Origin of the sequence: Pseudomonas fontis (genome assembly GCF_028656955.1) — a bacterium.
GTDB classification, from domain to species: domain Bacteria; phylum Pseudomonadota; class Gammaproteobacteria; order Pseudomonadales; family Pseudomonadaceae; genus Aquipseudomonas; species Aquipseudomonas fontis.
This window is the reverse complement of record NZ_JAMDGY010000024.1, coordinates 157552-176136: the sequence shown is the minus strand read 5'-3', so window position 1 is coordinate 176136 and position 18585 is coordinate 157552. Positions and strand designations below refer to the sequence as shown.

17 protein-coding genes are annotated in these 18585 nt (G+C 65.5%); 13 read left to right on the top strand and 4 right to left on the bottom strand.

Annotation, left to right across the window (positions count from 1 at the left end; translation table 11 throughout):
- Nucleotides 1-156 precede the first annotated feature (156 nt).
- The 6 genes from M5G11_RS10240 to M5G11_RS10215 all read left to right on the top strand — a co-directional run bounded on the left by M5G11_RS10240 (nucleotide 157) and on the right by M5G11_RS10215 (nucleotide 7508).
- The gene (locus tag M5G11_RS10240; protein WP_273909936.1) at nucleotides 157-1512 is read left to right on the top strand and encodes a M16 family metallopeptidase; all 1356 of its coding nucleotides are present in this window, start codon (nucleotides 157-159) and stop codon (nucleotides 1510-1512) included.
- A complete protein-coding gene (locus M5G11_RS10235) occupies nucleotides 1505-3004 on the top strand; it encodes a M16 family metallopeptidase (protein WP_273909935.1) in 1500 nt (499 codons plus the stop codon). The genes M5G11_RS10240 and M5G11_RS10235 overlap by 8 nt, the downstream gene beginning before the upstream one ends.
- The gene (gene rsmD, locus M5G11_RS10230; RefSeq protein ID WP_273909934.1) at nucleotides 3004-3609 is read left to right on the top strand and encodes a 16S rRNA (guanine(966)-N(2))-methyltransferase RsmD; all 606 of its coding nucleotides are present in this window, start codon (nucleotides 3004-3006) and stop codon (nucleotides 3607-3609) included. Before M5G11_RS10235 ends, rsmD begins: the two co-directional genes overlap by 1 nt.
- Nucleotides 3610-3720: 111 nt before the next feature.
- Entirely contained in the window at nucleotides 3721-5070 is a 1350-nt protein-coding gene (locus tag M5G11_RS10225; protein ID WP_273909933.1) for a M16 family metallopeptidase, read from the top strand.
- Nucleotides 5063-6442, top strand: a complete 1380-nt coding sequence (locus tag M5G11_RS10220; protein WP_273909932.1) for a M16 family metallopeptidase — start codon at nucleotides 5063-5065, stop codon at nucleotides 6440-6442. Before M5G11_RS10225 ends, M5G11_RS10220 begins: the two co-directional genes overlap by 8 nt.
- 46 nt (nucleotides 6443-6488) lie before the next feature.
- On the top strand, nucleotides 6489-7508 hold the full coding sequence (locus M5G11_RS10215; RefSeq protein WP_420793795.1) for a hydrolase: 1020 nt from the start codon (nucleotides 6489-6491) through the stop codon (nucleotides 7506-7508).
- On the opposite strand, the gene M5G11_RS10210 is transcribed toward M5G11_RS10215, so the two are convergent.
- Both M5G11_RS10210 and M5G11_RS10205 read right to left on the bottom strand, forming a co-directional pair.
- Nucleotides 7468-8325: a sulfurtransferase gene (locus M5G11_RS10210; protein WP_273909931.1), complete on the bottom strand. Its 858-nt coding sequence runs from the start codon at nucleotides 8323-8325 to the stop codon at nucleotides 7468-7470. The genes M5G11_RS10215 and M5G11_RS10210 overlap by 41 nt on opposite strands.
- A gap of 48 nt (nucleotides 8326-8373) precedes the next feature.
- Entirely contained in the window at nucleotides 8374-9039 is a 666-nt protein-coding gene (locus M5G11_RS10205) for a TetR/AcrR family transcriptional regulator (RefSeq protein WP_273909930.1), read from the bottom strand.
- Nucleotides 9040-9186: 147 nt separating this feature from the next.
- Between M5G11_RS10205 and M5G11_RS10200 the strand changes: the two genes are divergently transcribed.
- From M5G11_RS10200 to ggt, 6 genes are all read left to right on the top strand, one after another.
- Complete coding sequence (locus tag M5G11_RS10200; RefSeq protein ID WP_273909929.1) at nucleotides 9187-10620, top strand: coniferyl aldehyde dehydrogenase; 1434 nt, start codon at nucleotides 9187-9189, stop codon at nucleotides 10618-10620.
- Nucleotides 10621-10763: 143 nt separating this feature from the next.
- The gene (locus tag M5G11_RS10195; protein ID WP_273910051.1) at nucleotides 10764-11261 is read left to right on the top strand and encodes a twin-arginine translocation pathway signal protein; all 498 of its coding nucleotides are present in this window, start codon (nucleotides 10764-10766) and stop codon (nucleotides 11259-11261) included.
- 25 nt (nucleotides 11262-11286) lie between these two features.
- The gene (locus tag M5G11_RS10190; RefSeq protein ID WP_273909928.1) at nucleotides 11287-12885 is read left to right on the top strand and encodes a GMC family oxidoreductase; all 1599 of its coding nucleotides are present in this window, start codon (nucleotides 11287-11289) and stop codon (nucleotides 12883-12885) included.
- 112 nt (nucleotides 12886-12997) lie between these two features.
- Complete coding sequence (gene coaD, locus M5G11_RS10185) at nucleotides 12998-13477, top strand: pantetheine-phosphate adenylyltransferase (RefSeq protein ID WP_273909927.1); 480 nt, start codon at nucleotides 12998-13000, stop codon at nucleotides 13475-13477.
- A 108-nt stretch (nucleotides 13478-13585) separates the two neighbouring features.
- Complete coding sequence (locus M5G11_RS10180) at nucleotides 13586-13837, top strand: YfhL family 4Fe-4S dicluster ferredoxin (RefSeq protein ID WP_273909926.1); 252 nt, start codon at nucleotides 13586-13588, stop codon at nucleotides 13835-13837.
- Nucleotides 13837-15525, top strand: coding sequence for a gamma-glutamyltransferase (gene ggt, locus M5G11_RS10175; RefSeq protein WP_273909925.1), 1689 nt, complete (start codon nucleotides 13837-13839; stop codon nucleotides 15523-15525). The genes M5G11_RS10180 and ggt overlap by 1 nt, the downstream gene beginning before the upstream one ends.
- Nucleotides 15526-15531: 6 nt before the next feature.
- Here the strand turns inward: ggt and mutM are convergent, their stop codons facing one another.
- Nucleotides 15532-16344 carry a bifunctional DNA-formamidopyrimidine glycosylase/DNA-(apurinic or apyrimidinic site) lyase gene (gene mutM, locus M5G11_RS10170; RefSeq protein ID WP_273909924.1) on the bottom strand — a complete coding sequence of 271 codons (813 nt, stop codon included), beginning with the start codon at nucleotides 16342-16344 and terminating at the stop codon, nucleotides 15532-15534.
- A 3-nt stretch (nucleotides 16345-16347) separates the two neighbouring features.
- Complete coding sequence (locus tag M5G11_RS10165) at nucleotides 16348-17214, bottom strand: HDOD domain-containing protein (RefSeq protein ID WP_273909923.1); 867 nt, start codon at nucleotides 17212-17214, stop codon at nucleotides 16348-16350.
- Nucleotides 17215-17368: 154 nt separating this feature from the next.
- Between M5G11_RS10165 and M5G11_RS10160 the strand changes: the two genes are divergently transcribed.
- A complete protein-coding gene (locus M5G11_RS10160; protein WP_273909922.1) occupies nucleotides 17369-18565 on the top strand; it encodes a class I SAM-dependent rRNA methyltransferase in 1197 nt (398 codons plus the stop codon).
- Nucleotides 18566-18585: the final 20 nt, after the last annotated feature.

Genomic DNA, 18585 nt, shown 5'->3' with positions numbered 1-18585 from the left:
GGTTAGGCCGACTGGTTCATGCGCAACATTTTGTCTAGGAGACCTGCGGGCTTGACCGCGACAGGCATGGTCGACTGGCAACCGGATCAGTATCCTAGCACCTCCTAGCCCGCCGACGCTAAGACCACGCGGGCAGCCCAACAGGTTGAACTACGAATGAATGCTCTAGCCCGCCGTGCCGCTGGCCTGCTGCTCAGCACAATTTGTCTTCCCATGGCAGCCTTCGCCGCCGACTCGCAACCCACCCACGAATTCATCCTCGACAACGGCCTGAAAGTCGTCGTGCGCGAAGACCATCGCGCCCCAGTGGTGGTTTCGCAGGTCTGGTACAAGGTCGGCTCGACCTACGAAACCCCGGGCCAGACCGGTTTGTCCCATGCGCTCGAGCACATGATGTTCAAGGGTAGCGGCAAGCTCGGCCCCGGCGAAGCCTCGCGCATCCTGCGTGACCTGGGCGCCGAAGAGAACGCCTTCACCAGCGACGACTACACCGCCTATTACCAGGTGCTGGCCCGCGACCGCCTGCCGGTAGCCCTGGAGATGGAAGCCGACCGCATGGCCAGCCTGCGCCTGCCGGCCGACGAGTTCAGCCGGGAAATCGAGGTCATCAAGGAAGAGCGCCGCCTGCGCACCGACGACAACCCCGGCTCCAAGGCCTTCGAGATGTTCCGCGCCATGGCCTACCCGGCCAGCGGCTACCACACCCCGACCATCGGCTGGATGGCCGACCTTGAGCGCATGAAGGTCGAAGAGCTGCGCCACTGGTACGAGTCCTGGTATGTGCCGAACAACGCCACCCTGGTGGTGGTCGGCGATATTACCGTCGACGAGGTCAAGGGCCTGGCACAGAAGTACTTCGCCGGCATACCGAAACGCGCCGTGCCACCGGCCAAGTTGCCGCTGGAAGTCGCCGAGCCCGGCCAGCGCCTGCTGACCATGCACGTGAAAACCCAGTTGCCGAGCGTGATCTACGGTTTCAACGTGCCAAGCCTGGCCACCGCCAAGGACCCGCGCAGCGTGCACGCCCTGCGCCTGATCAGCGCCCTGCTCGACGGCGGCTACAGCGCACGCATGCCAAGCACCCTGGAGCGCCAGCAGGAACTGGTGGCCGGCAGCTCCTCCAGCTACAACCCGTTCACCCGGGGCGACAGCCTGTTCATGCTCTCGGCAACGCCGAACACCCAGAAGGGCAAGACCCTGGCCGAAGTCGAGAAAGGCTTCTGGCAACTGCTCGATGAGCTGAAGACCACCCCGCCCACAGCCGAAGAACTGGAACGCGTACGCGCCCAGGTGGTTGCCGGCCTGGTCTACGACCGCGACTCGATCAGCAGCCAGGCCACCACCATTGGCCAGCTGGAAACCGTCGGCCTGTCCTGGAAGCTCATCGACAGCGAGCTGGACGAGCTGAAAAGCGTGACCCCGGCGGACATCCAGAAGGCCGCACGTACCTACTTCATCCGCGAGCGCCTGAGCGTCGCGCACGTCCTGCCCGAGGAGAAGGCTCATGACTGAGCAGACCCGCACCCCGCGCTACACCCTGATGGGCCTGGTCACCCTCGCTGCCGTGGTTGCGCTGGTGTTGTTCCTGGCCAAGCCGGCACAGTCGGACAGTGCCGCGCAGCCAGCGAGCACGGCGGCCAAGCCGGCCAACACCCTGCAATCGCTGGCGGAGCTGGACGGCAAGCCGCCGGCCAGCCGCGCCCTGGACATCCAGACCTGGAACACCGCCGAAGGCGCCAAGGTCCTGTTCGTCGAAGCCCGCGAGCTGCCGATGTTCGACCTGCGCCTGACCTTTGCCGCCGGCAGCAGCCAGGACGGCGACAGCGCAGGCGTGGCCACCCTGACCAATGCCATGCTGAACGAAGGTGTGGCCGGCAAGGACGTCACCGCCATCGCCCAGGGTTTTGAAGGCCTGGGTGCAGATTTTGGCAACGGCGCCTACCGCGACATGGCCGTGGCCTCGCTGCGCAGCCTGAGCGCCGCCGACAAGCGCGATCCGGCCCTCAAGCTGTTCGCCGAAGTGGTTGGCAAGCCGACCTTCCCTGAGGACGCCCTGGCGCGCATCAAGAACCAGATGTACGCAGGCTTCGAGTACCAGAAACAGAACCCCGGCAAACTGGCAGGTATCGAGCTGTTCGAGAAGCTGTACGGCAGCCACCCCTATGCCCACCCAAGCGACGGCGATGCCAAGAGCATCAAGCCGATCACCCTGGAGCAACTGCGCGCCTTCCACGCCAAGGCCTATGCGGCCGGCAACGTGGTCATCGCGCTGGTCGGCGACCTGAGCCGCGACGAAGCCCAGGCGATTGCCGCCCAGGTCTCCGCCGCGCTGCCCAAGGGCCCGGCACTGGCCAAGCTGCCTCAGCCGGCCGAACCCAAGCCCGGTGCCTACCACATCGACTTCCCGTCCAAGCAGACCCACCTGATGCTGGCCCAACTGGGCATCGACCGTGCCGACCCGGACTACGCCGCGTTGAACCTGGGCAACCAGATTCTCGGCGGTGGCAGCTTTGGCACTCGTCTGATGAGTGAAGTGCGGGAGAAACGCGGCCTGACCTACGGCGTATACTCCGTGTTCAGCCCGATGCAGGTGCGCGGGCCGTTCATGATCAACCTGCAGACCCGTGCCGAGCTCAGCGAAGGCACGCTCAAGCTGGTCCAGGACCTTCTGCGCGACTACCTGAAATCCGGCCCGACCCAGCAGGAGCTGGACGACGCCAAGCGTGAACTGGCCGGCAGCTTCCCGCTGGCCAATGCCAGCAACGCGAGCATCGTCGGGCAATTGGGCGCCATCGGCTTCTACAACCTGCCGCTGACCTACCTGCAAGACTACATGCAGCAATCCCAGAAGCTCACCACCGAGCAGGTCCGGGATGCCCTGAACAAACACCTGGCCGCCGACAAGATGGTCATCGTCACCGCCGGGCCGAGCGTGCCGCAGAAAGAACTGCCGCCGCCGACCGATAACCCAACCGAGCAGCCGCTCGGTGTACCGGAGCATTAATGGCCCATCCTTCTACAAAACAGGCCAAGCCAGCGGCAACGTTTGGCAAGCTGAACATCATCGCTGGCGAATGGCGCAGCCGCGTCCTGACCTTCCCGGACGCGCCGGGCCTGCGCCCGACGCCCAACCGCGTGCGGGAAACCCTGTTCAACTGGCTGGCGCCGCATATCGAGGGCGCCCGCGTGCTGGACGCCTTTGCCGGCAGTGGCGCGCTGTACCTCGAAGCCCTGTCGCGCGGGGCGAAAGATGCCGTGGCCCTGGACAGCAGCGCAGTCGCCATCAGCAGCTTGCGCGACAACCTGGAACTGCTGCGCTGCCCGCGTGAGCGTGGCCAGGTGGTGCAGAGCGATGCCCTGCGTTACCTGAGCGGCGAGCCGAAATACACCTTCGACGTGGTGTTCCTCGACCCGCCCTTCCACCAGGACCTGCTGCCCGCCACCTGCGCCCTGCTCGAAGAGCGCCAGTGGCTGAGCGAAAACGCCTGGGTCTACACCGAAAGCGAAAGGTCGCCTTCCAACCTGCAAATGCCGGACAAGTGGCGACTGCACCGCGAGAAGAAATCCGGCCAGGTCCACTATGCGCTCTGGCAGCGCAAGGCTGACTGACCCACCGACAAGGGCCGCTCTCATGCGGCCCTTGTGCTATTTAAGTACCGCCTTTCGTCGCCTGCCTGCGCGGATCCTGTTGCCGGTCACCCACCGCACAGGAATGGACTCATGCGACGACATCGGCTCTTTAGCCTCGGCCTTGCCAGCCTGCTGCTGGCCCTCGGCACGGCACAGGCCCAAGCCCCCCTCCCCAGCACCTTCATCCTGGACAACGGCCTGCAGGTCGTCGTGCAGCACGACCCGCGTGCCCCCGTGGTCACCGCCCAGCTGGTCGTACGCGTCGGTTCAAGCCATGAGCCACCCGGCCAGTCCGGCCTGTCCCATGCCCTGGAACACCTGCTGTTTCGCGGCAGCGAAAAAACCGAGCCAGGTGAGTTCTCGCGAATCGTCGAGCGCCTGGGCGGGCGCGACAATGCCTACACCACCCCCGACTACACGGTTTATCACCTCACCCTGCCCAGCGAGCGCCTGGAGGTGGCCCTGGAGCTAGGCGCCGACCTGCTCAGCGGGGCGCGCTTGGCTGACGAAGAGTTTGTGCGGGAAATCGAGGCCGTGCTTGCCGAGCGCCGCGAATCCATCGACGACTTTCCCACCGAGCGCCTGCACGAGCTGTGGCTGGCCCAGGCCTTTCCGGCCAGCGGTTATCGCACACCGGTGATCGGTTGGCCGCAGGATATCGAACGCCTCTCGCCGAACGCCCTGCGGAACTGGTACCGCAGCTGGTACGCGCCGAACAACGCCAGCCTGGTGGTGGTCGGGGATGTCCAGGGCGAGCAGGTGAAAAAACTGGCCGAGCGGCATTTCGGCCGCTTGCCGGCACGCCAGCTGCCTACTTCGATGCCCCCGTTGGAACTGCAAAACCCCGGCGCACGCACCGTGCATATTGAAGACCTGCACAGCACACCGTACCTGCTGATGGGCTTCAACGTACCCTCGCGAGCCACTGCCCAGGCACCACAGGATGTCGCGGCGCTGCGCCTGACGGCGGCGTTACTGGCCAGTGGGCGCAGCGCCCGCCTGCCGCTGCGCCTGGAGCGCGAGCAGCCACTGCTGCAACAGATCGACGTGCGCTACGCCGCCATCGCCCGGGGCGATGCGCTGTTCAGCCTTAGCGCCCACATCAATGCCAGCCAGCCCGCACCGCTGGCCACCCTGGAGCACGCACTCCGGGCGCAACTGCAACAACTCAAGGACACACCACCCACCGTCGCCGAAGTCGAACGGGCGAGAAACCGCCTGCTGGCCGATGAGGTGTTTGCCCGCGACGCCCTCGAAGGGCAGGCCGGGGATCTGGCCGAGTACCTCGGCAGCGCGCTGCCCCTGGCCTGGCGGGCAGACGCCGAAACCGAACTGCACGCCGTCACCGCGCAGCAGGTGCAACACGTGGCCCAGACCTACTTCACCCGCGAGCGCCTCACCACCGCCTACCTGACGACCCCGGAGCCCCCCCATGAATAGATGTTTCCCGCTGCTCGCCTTCGCCCTGCTGACGTTGATCAGCGGTGCCAGTGCCAGTGCGCTGACTTCGTTGCAGGCCGCCCCACCCCTCTCGCCGCTGCCGCCCTTGCCGATCCAGGCCTGGCAGACCGCACAGGGTGCACGCGTATTGTTCATGCCCAGCCGGCACCTGCCGATGTTCGACCTGCAGGTCACCTTCGCCGCAGGCAGCGGGCGCAATACCAGCGCCTTTGGCCTGGCCGGGCTGACCTTGAGCATGCTCGACGAGGGCACCCGCAGCCATGCTGCCGAGCAAATTGCCGAAGCCTTCGACGCCAGTGCCGCACGCTTCGACAAGACCCTCGACCGTGAGCGTGCCACACTGACCCTGCGCAGCCTCAGCCGGCAAGCCCCCCGGGAGGCGGCAGTGGCGCAGTTCGTCGAACTGCTGGGCGAACCAACGTTCCCGCCAGACAGGCTCGCCCTGGTGCAGGACCAGTTCTTCAACCGCCTGCAAGCACTGGCCACGAGCGACAAATACCGCGCCAGCGAGCAGCTGTATCACCACCTGTACGCAGGCCACCCTTTTGCCGCCCCACTGCACGGCACAGTGGAGCACCTGGCAGGGTTGGACGTGGCCGACCTGAGCGACTTCTACCAGCGCCACTTCAGCGCCAGCAATGCGCTGATCGTGCTGGTCGGCGACCTCAGTGACGCGCAGGCCCGGCAGATCGCCGAACGCGTCTCCAACGCCCTGCCCCAGGGTCCGGCGCAGTCGGCCATGGCCTTGCCGACCAGGCAGGACGCCGAGATCTATCAGCTCGACGGCCTGGGCAACCAGGCCCACCTGCTGTTCGGCCTGCCCGCCGTGGCGGCGGACGACCCCGACCTGCCCGCCCTGACGGTGGCCAACCTGATCCTCGGCGGGAATGTCTCCAGTCGCCTGATCGAGCAGGTGCGCAACCGCCACGGCCTGAGCTACGACCCTTATTCCGAGCTGACCAGCCATTCCACCTCGGGCCTGTGGACCTTGCAGGCCAATGTCGAGGCCCGGTACCAGCAGGCGACCATGGAACTGATCCACAACCTGCTCGAGACCTTCGCCAATGAGGGCCCGACCGAGCAGGAGTTCGACGATGCGCGCCAGTACCTGCGCGGCACCCTGTTGCTGAATGCCGTGAGCAACGAAGACATCGCCCGCCACCTGCGCGACATCGGCTTCAACCACTTGCCGCTGGACCAGCGCGGGCATTTGCTGGAGGCCGTGCAGAAGCTGACCCTCGATCAGCTGAAGGTCGTGTTGAAAAAACACCTGGTGCTCGACAGACTGGTGCAGGTCGGTGTCGGCCCCACGGTTGCCCAGGAACCGCTGCCCAGCCCCGGCGGTGAATGAATACACGGCATACACTGAACAACAGAACCACAGTGAGAACACCCGCATGTTGCCTAACCCGTCCCAGCCCTTCCGACCTGCCACGGGGCTGGGCAATCCACACCTGCAAACCCTCTGGGGGCCACTGTGGCGCAAGTCGCTGCCATTGGCCCATCAACGCGAACGCCTGTGGCTGGAGGACGGCGACTTTCTCGATCTCGACTGGAGCGGCCCGCACCAGCCCGATACCCCGCTGGTGCTGGTGCTGCACGGGCTGACCGGCTCGTCGAGTTCACATTACGTGGTGGGGTTGCAGCAGGCCTTGCAGGCCTATGGCTGGGCCAGCGTGGCGGTGAACTGGCGCGGTTGCTCCGGTGAGCCCAACCTGCTGCCGCGCAGCTACCACTCCGGCGCCAGCGAAGACCTCGCCGAGGTCGTGCGCCACCTGCGCGCGCAGCGGCCGATGGCGCCGCTATATGCCGTGGGCTATTCGCTGGGGGGCAACGTGCTGCTCAAGTACCTGGGCGAGAGTGGTTCGGGCAGCCAGCTGGAAGCGGCCGTGGCGGTGTCGGTGCCATTTCGCCTGGACCAGTGCGCCGACCGCATCGGCCTGGGCTTCTCGCGGGTCTACCAGGCGCATTTCATGCGCGAGATGCTTGCCTACGTCAAAGACAAGCAACGGCATTTCCAGCATCGCGGGCACGACGAAGGGCTGGCTACCCTGGCCCAGCTCGGGCCGCTGGAGAACCTGAAGAATTTCTGGGATTTCGACGGCCGGGTCACCGCGCCGCTGCACGGTTTTCGCGATGCCGACGATTACTACCGGCGCTCATCGAGCCGCTACTTCCTCGGCGAGAACCGCACCCGGACCTTGATCATCCAGTCCAGCGACGACCCGTTCGTCTTCGCCCACAGCCTGCCCACTGCCAGCGAGCTGCCGAGCCAGACCACCCTGGAGCTGCATGCCCGGGGCGGCCACGTCGGCTTTATCGACGGCAGCCTGCGCCAGCCCGGGTATTACCTGGAGCGGCGCATTCCGCAGTGGCTTACTGGTCGCCTGTCGCCACCTGACGCGTCGGGTCGGTGATCCACTCGCTCCACGAGCCGGCATACAGTTTGGCCAGTGGATAACCCGCCAGGCACAAGGCGAACAGGTTATGGCAGGCAGTCACCCCGGAGCCGCAATAGGCGACCAGCTTTTCCGGGGCGCGACCAGCCAGTTTTTCGGCAAAGCGCTGCTTGAGCTGTTCGGCCGGCAGGAAGCGCCCGTCCGCGCCCAGGTTATCGGTGAAGGCCGCGCACTGCGCCCCGGGAATATGCCCGGCAACCGGATCAATCGGCTCGACCTCACCACGAAAACGCGGCAGCCCGCGGGCATCCAGCAGGGTCATGTCCGGCTGCTTCAGGTGTTTGTTCAGCAGCTCGGCGCTGACCAGCAAATGAGTATCCGGCGTGCCGCTGAACGTACCCTCGCGCTTTGTTGCAAGGTCCAGGCTCAAAGGCAGGCCCGCCGCGTGCCAGGCCTTCAGGCCGCCATCCAGGATCGATACCCCGCTGCGCTTGCCCAGCCAGGCCAGCAACCACCAGGCCCGGGCGGCAAAGGCGCCGGGGCCGTCGTCGTAGAGCACCACCTCGCTGTCGTTGTCGATGCCCCAGCTGCGCAACCGCTCGAGCAGTTGCTCTGGGTCAGGCAACGGATGACGCCCGGTCACGCCCTTGCTCACCGGCCCGCTCAGGTCGCGCTCGAGGTCGGCGAAATGTGCCCCTTGGATATGCCCTTCGGCATAGCTGCGTTGACCATACTCGACGTCCTCCAACGCAAAACGGCAATCGAGAATCACCAACGATGGCGCTTCGAGGCGCTCCGCCAGTTGCTGGGGTGCAATCAGTTGCGCGAGGGGCATGACAGTCTCCATATCGATTGAAAGGGGCAAACGCCGTTGCGCCGGGCTTTACTGCTCCAGGGCCTGGTTCAACGGGACGTAGAATTCTTCACACAGGGCATCCACCGCCGGTCGGGCCTGGGCGGTGACGAAGCCCAGCTCCAGCACCAATACCTGGTAGACACCGCGTTTGACCGCTTCTTCGCTCAGGTGCGTGGACTGCTCGCGGGTGGTGCACAAAAAGCGCACCCAGGAGGTCAGCACGATCCACGCGTTGAGGGTCAGCGACTCGATCTGCACGGTGTCCATGGCCACGATGTCGGCCTCGACGAAGCCGCGATAGATCGCCTGGCCCTGCAACAGGCAGCGCTGCGAGAAACGCCGGTAGCGCGCGGCCAGTTCCTTGTCGCTGTCGAGCAGGTGTTCGAGGTCGCGGTGCAGGAAGCGGTAGTTCCACATCGCCGCCAGCAGCTCCTTGAGGTAGAAGCGCTTGTCGTCGACCGTGGCAGCCCGGCCCTGGGGCGGGCGCAGGAAACTTTCCACCTGCTCTTCATACTGGGTGAAGAGGACGGCGATGATTTCCTGCTTGTTGGCGAAATGGTAATAGAGGTTGCCGGGCGAAATTTCCATGTGCGCGGCAATGTGGTTGGTACTGACGCTGCGTTCGCCCTGCTGGTTGAACAGCTCCAGGCTGTTCTGCACGATGCGCTCGCGGGTCTTGATTCGCGGGGCCATGATCAGCTCCAAAAGCATGAGCTTGAATGAATGGGGCCATCTTACGGTTTATCCGCCGTGGGATGTACCTGAAAGCGGCTAAAAACAGTCGCTCAAACGGTTTTGTAGAGTATATGCTCTATAAATTCGCTCGCCGTGGAGTCCCACATGACTGTCGACACACCGCTGCCCCCGACCCGCGCCACGCTCGACTGGCTCAATTCACTGTTCGAGCAGCAGCGCAGCGCCTTCGCCGGTTTGCCCATGCCACCGGCGGCGCAGCGCAGGCAATGGCTCAAGAGCCTGCGGGAAATGCTCCTCGCGCACCAGGCACAGTTGATCGAGGCGATCGACCAGGACTTTTCCGGGCGCAGCGCCGACGAGACCCTGTTGGCTGAGCTGATGCCCAGCGTGCAGGGCATCCGCGATGCCGAACGGCACCTGAAACAGTGGATGAAACCGAGCCGGCGCAAGGTCGGCCTGGCCTTCCAGCCGGCCAGCGCCAAGGTGGTGTACCAGCCGCTGGGCGTGGTCGGGGTGATCGTGCCGTGGAACTACCCGTTGTTTCTGGCCATTGGCCCGCTGACCGGAGCATTGGCGGCCGGCAACCGGGTGATGCTCAAGTTGAGCGAGAGCACCCCGGCGACCGGGCAACTGCTCAAGACCCTGCTGGAAAAAGTCTTCCCCACGGACCTGGTCTGTGTGGTGCTGGGTGAGGCGGATGTCGGCGAGGCGTTTTCCCACCTGCCGTTCGATCATTTGCTGTTCACCGGGGCGACCAGCATTGGTCGCCATGTGATGCAGGCAGCGGCGCAGAACCTGACGCCGGTGACCCTTGAGCTGGGCGGCAAGTCGCCGGCCATCGTCTCGCATAGCGTGCCGCTGGAGCATGCGGCCGAGCGCATCGCCTTCGGCAAGACCCTCAATGCCGGGCAGACCTGCGTGGCGCCGGATTACGTGTTGGTGCCGCGCGAGCGCCTGGACGGCTTCGTCGAGGCCTACCGGCAGGCCGTGCGACGGTTTTATCCACAGGTGCTGGATAACCCGGATTACAGCGCGATCATCAACCCTCGGCAGTTGGCCCGATTGGAGGGTTACCTGACTGATGCGCGGGACAAGGGCGCACAGATCATCGACCTTTACCCGGATGAGCCGCGCCAGGGCCGACGGATGGCGCCGCAGGTACTGTTGCAAGTCAGCGATGAGATGCGCGTGATGCAGGACGAGATTTTCGGCCCGCTGCTGCCGGTGGTGCCGTATGACAGCCTTGACCAGGCCTTTGCCTATATCAACCGGCGGCCGCGCCCGCTGGCGCTGTACTACTTCGGCTATGAGCGGGGCGAGCAGCGCCGGGTGCTGGAGCAGACCCATTCGGGTGGGGTGTGCCTGAACGATACCTTGCTGCATGTGGCGCAGGATGACCTGCCGTTTGGCGGGGTCGGGCCTTCGGGCATGGGGCATTACCACGGCCACGATGGCTTCCTGACGTTCAGCAAGGCCAAGGCGGTGCTGGTGAAGCAGCGGCTGAATGCGGCGCGGCTGATTTACCCGCCGTATGGCAAGGCGTTGCAGAAGTGGGTGTATCGGCTGTTCATTCGCTAAGCGAGTGTTGCACGCATTCTTGTGGGAGCCGGCCTTGCCGGCGATGCAAGGCAGGGCCTTGCCAGGGGCCTCATCGCCGGCAAGGCCGGCTCCCACAGGGGATAGGCGCCTACCATCACGACGACATCACGGGCCCCATGACAATGACCACAATCGAGCCGGCAACCCCCACCCTCAACCGCCGCAGCCTGCTCAAGTTCAGCCTTGGCGCCACCCTGTTGCTGAATATCGCCGGCTGTGGCTCCGACATCCCGGCCAACCGCTACCTGATCCTGCGTGACGCCGACCTGCCGATGCTGCGCGCAATCATCCCGGTGATCGTCACCAGCAACGTCGACACCCTCCTGGCCCAACTCGACACCAGCCTGGCCGCCCTCTCCCCAGCCATGCTCAAGCTCACTCGACAGCTCTTCGACGTGCTCAGCCTGCCCATCACCCGTGGCCCGCTGACGGGTATCTGGGGCGCCTGGGACCAGGCCGAACCGGCCCAGGTCGAGCGCTTCCTGAAACGCTGGGAAAACAGCTCGCTGAACCTGCTGCGCCAAGGCCACTGCTCGCTGCTGCAACTGGTGCTGATGGCCTGGTACAGCAGCCCGGCATCCTGGGCCAGCTGTGGCTACCCCGGCCCGCCAAAAATCTGATCCACCCCACAAAAAGAGGCAACCCATGCCCGTACCCGATCCGTTCCGTGAAGGCCTTGCCCGAGGCTGGAAAACCATCGACGGCTCACGCCTGAGCGACGACCTCAGCCTGCACACCGACATCGCCATCATCGGCAGCGGTGCTGGCGGCGCCACCAGCGCCGAACTGTTGAGCCAGGCCGGCTTCAAGGTCTTGCTGATCGAAGAAGGCCCGCTGAAAACCAGCAGCGACTTCCACCTGCTCGAAGACCAGGCCTACGCCAGCCTCTACCAGGAAGGCATCGGCCGCATGAGCAAGGAAGGCGCCATCACCATCCTCCAGGGCCGCGCCGTCGGCGGCACCACGCTGATCAACTGGACCTCGAGCTTTCGCACCCCGGAGCCGACCCTGGCCCACTGGGCCAGCGAACACGGGGTCAAAGGCCACAGCGCCGCCGACATGGCGCCCTGGTTCGAGCGCCTGGAGCAACGCCTGGGTATCGCCCCCTGGCAGGTGCCGCCCAACGCCAACAACGAGGTATTGCGCCGCGGCTGCGCGGCGCTCGACTACAGCTGGCACGTCATCCCACGCAATGTGCGCGGCTGCTGGAACCTCGGCTATTGCGGCATGGGCTGCCCGGTCAACGCCAAACAATCGATGCTGGTCACCAGCATCCCGGCCACCCTGGAACACGGCGGTGAACTGCTCTACCTGGCCCGCGCCGAACGCTTTGAACACCAGGGCGAACAGATCAGCGAATTGCTCTGCGCGGCGATGGATGAGCGCTGCGTGAACCACACCGGCCGGCGTATCCGGGTCAAGGCGCGGTACTACATCCTGGCCGGCGGCGGCATCAACAGCCCGGGCCTGCTGCTGCGCTCGGACGCCCCCGACCCACACCAGCGCCTGGGCAAACGCACCTTCCTGCACCTGGTGAACTTCAGCGCCGCGCGCTTCAAGGACACGGTCAACCCGTTCTATGGCGCCCCGCAGTCGATCTATTCCGACCATTTCCAATGGCGCGACGGGGTCACCGGGCCGATCGGCTACAAGCTCGAAGTACCGCCCCTGCAACCGGCCCTGGCCAGCACCTTGCTGGGCGGCTTCGGCCCGGACAGCGCCTTGCGCATGGAGCACCTGCCCAATACCCACGTGATGCTCGCCCTGCTGCGCGACGGCTTCCACCCGGAGAGCGTCGGCGGCAACGTCGAATTGCGCGGCGATGGCTCGCCGGTGCTCGACTACCCCGTCAGCCCCTATACCTGGGATGGCGTGCGCCGGGCCTTCCAGAGCATGGCCGAGATCCAGTTTGCCGCCGGGGCCGAGGCGGTGCTGCCGCTGCACGGCGACGGGCGCTACGTCTCGTCCCTCGCCGAGGCCCGCCAACTGATCGACGGCCTGCGCCTGGAGCTGTTCCGCACGCGCCTGGGCAGCGCCCACGTCATGGGCGGCTGCGCCATGGGCGAAGACCCGCGCCAGAGCGTTTGCGACAGCCTGGGCCGGCATCATCAGCTGGCCAACCTGTCGATTCACGACGGCTCGCTGTTCCCCACCAGCATCGGCGCCAACCCGCAATTGTCGGTGTACGGGCTCAGTGCCCAGCTGGCCGACGCCCTGGCCCAGCGCCTCAAAGGTGACGCATGACAACTCTTGCCCGCGCTGTCTATAGTCCGTTGGGCCGGTGCGGGCGACTTGGCCGACCGCGCATGCTGCGATACCATCCGACTCCCAAACGCACTCCTGCCAGGACGACGCGATGAACCGAGTGTTGTACCCAGGTACTTTCGACCCTATTACCAAGGGCCATGGCGATCTGGTCGAGCGTGCCTCACGGCTGTTCGACCAAGTGGTCATCGCGGTCGCCGCCAGCCCGAAGAAAAACCCGCTGTTCCCGCTGGAACAACGGGTGGAACTGGCTCGCGAGGTCACCAAGCACCTGCCCAATGTCGAAGTCATCGGCTTCTCCACGCTGCTCGCGCATTTCGCCAAGGAGCAGCAGGCCAATGTGTTCCTGCGCGGCCTGCGCGCGGTGTCGGACTTCGAATACGAATTCCAGCTGGCGAACATGAACCGACAATTGGCGCCAGACGTCGAAAGCCTGTTCCTGACCCCGTCGGAGCGCTATTCGTTCATCTCCTCGACCCTGGTCCGCGAGATCGCGGCGCTGGGCGGCGATATCACCAAATTCGTCCACCCGGTGGTCGCCGAGGCCCTGACCGAACGCTTCAAGAAGTGACCCTGTCCGATTGAAGACTGCGCCCGCGTGCACTGCGGGCGCTAATACGGCACAATTGCGCCCATTGGTTTTCAAATGCCTGGGCCTGATGCCCTGGCCGGAGTCCCCATGTCCCTGATCATCACCGACGATTGCATCAACTGCGACGTCTGCGAACCCGAGTGCCCGAACGCCGCGATTTCCCAAGGCGAAGAGATCTATGTGATCGACCCGAACCTGTGCACCCAGTGCGTCGGCCACTACGATGAACCGCAATGCCAGCAAGTCTGCCCGGTCGACTGCATCCCGTTGGATGAAGCCCACCCGGAAACCGAAGACGAGCTGATGACCAAATATCGCCTGATTACCGGCAAGGCCTGATGGCTGCACGCCCGTCGCTGCGGACCCTGTTGCTGGGCGCTGCGCTTGCCCTGAGCGCGGCGAGCGCCCTGGCCGAAGGCCCCGGGCGCGCAGCGATTGCGACCCCGCACCCTGAAGCCACTGCGGCTGCCCGCGAGATTCTCCAGCAGGGCGGCAATGCCTTTGATGCGGCGATTGCCGTCAGCGCCGCGCTGGCGGTGGTCGAGCCCTATGGCTCGGGCCTGGGCGGTGGCGGGTTCTTCCTGCTGCGCCAGCCCGGCGACCCGGTGGCCTACCAGTTCATCGACGCCCGCGAGCGTGCGCCGGGCAAAGCCACCTGGGACATGTACCTGAAGGATGGCAAGGTCCAGCCGGGCATATCGATCAATGGCCCGTTGGCAGCGGCGATCCCCGGCCTGCCGGCGGCGCTGGCCGATCTGGCCGCGCACTACGGCAAACTGCCGCTGAGAAGCTCGCTGGCCCCGGCGATTCGCCTGGCCAACCAGGGCTTTGCCGTTGATCGGGTCTACCGCGACCGCGCGCAGATGCGCCTAAGCGCGCTGCGCGACGATGCGGAAAGCGCCCGGCTGTTCCTGAAAGACGGTGAAGTCCCGGCGCTTGGCGCGCAGATCCGCCAGCCCGAGCTGGCCGTGACCCTGCAACGCCTGGCCGATTCAGGCCGCGACGGCTTCTACAAGGGCCCGACCGCCCAGGCGCTGGTCGATGGCGTACAAGCCGCTGGCGGCCTGTGGACCCTCGACGACCTCGCCGACTACCACACCGCCCACCGCCAACCACTGCGCTATGCCCTGGCCGACCAACGCGAGCTGATCAGCGCACCGCCGCCATCTGCCGGCGGCGTAGCCCTGGCGCAGAGCCTGGCCATGCTGCAACGCCTGCCTTGGCAGAGCGCCGAGCCGGTCCAGCGCAGCCATTACGTGCTCGAAGTGCTGCGCCGCGCCTACCGTGACCGCGGCCTGCTGGGCGACCCGGACCACGTCAGCAACCCGATCCCGCAGTTGCTTGATCGCAACTACCTGGTTGGCCTGGCCAACAGCATCGACGTGCACCAGGCCACCCCGAGCAGCAGCCTGCCACCCTCCCCGGCCTGGCGCGAAGGCGACCACACCACGCACTTTGCGCTGATCGATGCCGACGGCAATGCGGTGGCCGCAACCTTGTCGGTCAACCTGCCGTTCGGCGCCGCCTTCACCACCCCCGGCACCGGCGTGGTGCTGAACAACGAGATGGACGATTTTGCCGCCGACCCGCACGGCAGCAACAGCTACGGCCTGGCCGGCAGCCAGGCCAACGCGGTGGCCGCCGGCAAGCGGCCGCTGTCGAGCATGACCCCAAGCTTCATCGAGAGCCCGCAGCAGTTCACCGCCTTCGGCACGCCGGGCGGCAGCCGCATTCCGAGCATGGTGCTGCTGTCGATGATGGAATACCTCAACGGCCAACCGGTCGCCACCTGGCCGGCCGTGCCGCGCTACCACCATCAGTACCTGCCGGATGTGGTGGAGCATGAGCCGGGCACCTTCACCGACGCGCAAAAACGCGACCTGCAGGCGCGCGGCTACACCCTCAAGGACCTGGGGCGCAGCTACGGCAATCAGCAGGTGCTGTTCTGGAACAAGGCCGCGCGCACCCTGGAAGCCGCCAGCGACCCTCGCGGGCTGGGCGTTTCCGAGGTGCTTGAAACGCGTTAGGCGGGGTTACGTCTGGCAGCGCGGGCAGAACACGCTGGCGCGCTGGCCCAGCTTGACCTCGCGCAGGATGCTGCCGCAAACCTTGCACGGCTCTTCGCGCCGCCCGTAGACGAACAGCTCCTGCTGGAAGTAGCCCGGCTGGCCGTCGCCGCCGATGAAATCACGCAAGGTGGTGCCGCCACGCTCGATGGCCATTGCCAGGATGCGCTTGATCTCGATGGCCAGGCGCAGGTAGCGCGCCCGGGAAATGCTCCCGGCTTCGCGGCGCGGGTCGATCCCGGCGGCGAACAGCGCCTCGGTCGCATAGATGTTGCCCACGCCAACCACCACCGCGTTGTCCATGATGAACGGCTTGACCGCCATGGCCCGCCCGCGCGACAGCTGGAACAGGCGCTCACCGTCGAACAACTCGGTCAACGGCTCCGGGCCCAGGCGCAGCAACAGTTCGTGGTTGAGCGGGTCGAGGCTCCAGAGCATGGCGCCGAAGCGTCGCGGGTCGGTGTAGCGCAGCGCCAGCCCGGACTCCAGTTCGATATCCACATGCTCATGCTTGGCCACCGGCAGGCCGATCTCGACCAGGCGCAGGTTGCCGGACATCCCCAGGTGGCTGATCAGCGTGCCGACCTCGGCGTTGAGCAGCAGGTACTTGGCGCGTCGTTCCACGCTGACGAAGCGCTGCCCGGACAGGCGCACGTCGAGGTCTTCGGGGATCGGCCAGCGCAGGCGCCGGTCGCGCACCACCACCCGGCTGACCCGCTGGCCTTCCAGGTAGGGGGCGATGCCGCGCCGGGTGGTTTCGACTTCTGGTAGTTCAGGCATGGATCAGTGGGTACCCATTTCGCGAATGGTCTGCTTGAGGTTCTCGAAGTCGTACTCGCTCAGGCCGACATAGTCCAGCACCAGGTGGCCGACGGTGTTCCACTCGTGGTCCACGCTCTGGTTGCCCAGCACCCGGTAGGAGGCGCAGATGTGCTCGGCCATCTTCAGGATCGCCAGCAGGTTTTTCAGCTGGCTGTTGCGCGCCGACTCATCGCTGAACACCGCCAGGGCATTGTGGTGGTTGGCAATCGCGGCGCTGACGTGCTCCGGCAGGCGCCAGGACTTGGCGGTGTAGTAGCCGACCACGGCGTGGTTGGTGTTGAACACGTGGTTCTCGGTGTCGACCACGCGCTTGTTGCTGCCGGCGCTGGCGTAGGCGTCTTCGAGCACGCGCATGTATTCGGGGAAGCGCTTGAGCATCAACGGCACGCCGCAGTCGTGGAACAGGCCCAGGGCATAGGCTTCGTCGACGGCCTGGGAGCCGATGCGCTTGGCCAGGGTCAGGCAGGTCACGGCGACGTCCTGGGCGGTGTCCCAGAAACGGTTGAGGGTGACGATGGTGTCGTCGCTCATCTCGCCCTTGATCGACTGGGCGTTGATCAGGTTGATGATCGAGCGGCTGCCCAGCAGGTTGACCGCCCGCTGGATCGAGGCAATCTTGTTGGTCAGGCCGTAGTACGGCGAATTGACCAGCTTGAGCAGCGCACCGGACAGGCCCGGGTCCTGGGCGATCAGCTTGGCGATCACCTCAAGGTCGGGGTCGGGCATGTATTGCTCCATCTGCAGGTCAACCATGATCTGCGGCTGGGGCGGGACGCTGATGCCTTGCAAGGCTTGCTGGATCTGTTCGGCGGAGAGTTCCTGGGACATATGTACACACTCGAGGCTGAGGGGCGATTCTAACCTGATCGCACCCGGGCGGGGGCAAGGGAAAGGCAAGCATAGACCCTGCTATTTGTCGCAGGAACGAATCAGCACCCGGGCCTTCGCGGTATACTCCCGCTCTTTTTTCCGGAGCGACGTCATGTCCCTGCCCAGCCTTCGTCTCAAAGCCAATGCCGACCGCCGCCTGCGCGCGGGTCACCTGTGGGTCTACAGCAACGAAATCGACGTCGCCGCGACCCCGTTGCATGGCTTCAAGGCCGGCGACCAGGCCATGCTCGAAGCGGCCGGTGGCAAGGCCCTGGGCATCGTCGCGATGAGCCCGAACAACCTGATCTGCGCGCGCCTGCTGTCGCGCGACATCAAGCTGCCGTTGGACAAGTCGCTGCTGGTGCACCGCCTGAACGTGGCCCTGTCGCTGCGCGAGCGCCTGTTCGACAAGCCGTTCTACCGCCTGGTGTATGGCGACTCCGACCTGCTGCCGGGCCTGGTGGTCGACCGTTTCGGCGACATCCTGGTGGTCCAGTTGGCCTCGGCGACCATGGAGCAGCACAAGGAAGACGTGATTGCCGCCCTGGTGCAGGTGCTCAAGCCGACCGGCATCCTGTTCAAGAACGACTCTGCCGCGCGTGATGCCGAAGGCCTGGAGCGTTATGTCGAGACCGTGTTCGGCCTGGTGCCGGAGTGGGTCGCACTGGAAGAGAACGGCGTGAAGTTCGAAGCGCCGGTGATGGCTGGGCAGAAGACCGGCTGGTTCTACGACCACCGCATGAACCGTGCGCGCCTGGCGCCTTACGTCAAGGGCAAGCGCGTCCTTGACCTGTTCAGCTACATCGGTGGCTGGGGCGTGCAGGCCGGTGCCTTTGGCGCCAGCGAAGTGTTCTGCGTGGATACCTCGAGCTTTGCCCTTGATGGCGTTGAGCGCAATGCCGCGCTGAACGGCTTTGCCGAGAAGGTCACCTGCATTGAAGGCGACGTGTTCGAGGCGCTGCGCGAGTTGAAGGCTTCGGAAGAGCGTTTCGACGTGATCGTTGCCGACCCACCGGCGTTCATCAAGCGCAAGAAAGACCTGAAGAACGGTGAAGGTGCCTACCGTCGCCTGAACGAGCAGGCCATGCGCCTGCTGACCAAGGACGGCATCCTGGTGAGCGCATCGTGCTCGATGCACCTGCCGGAAGATGACCTGCAGAACATCCTGCTGACCAGCGCCCGTCACCTGGACCGCAACATCCAGCTGCTCGAGCGTGGCGGCCAGGGCCCGGACCATCCGGTGCACCCGGCGATCCCGGAAACGCGCTACATCAAGAGCATCACCTGCCGTTTGCTGCCCAACAGCTGAGTGTTGATGCGATGTTGTAG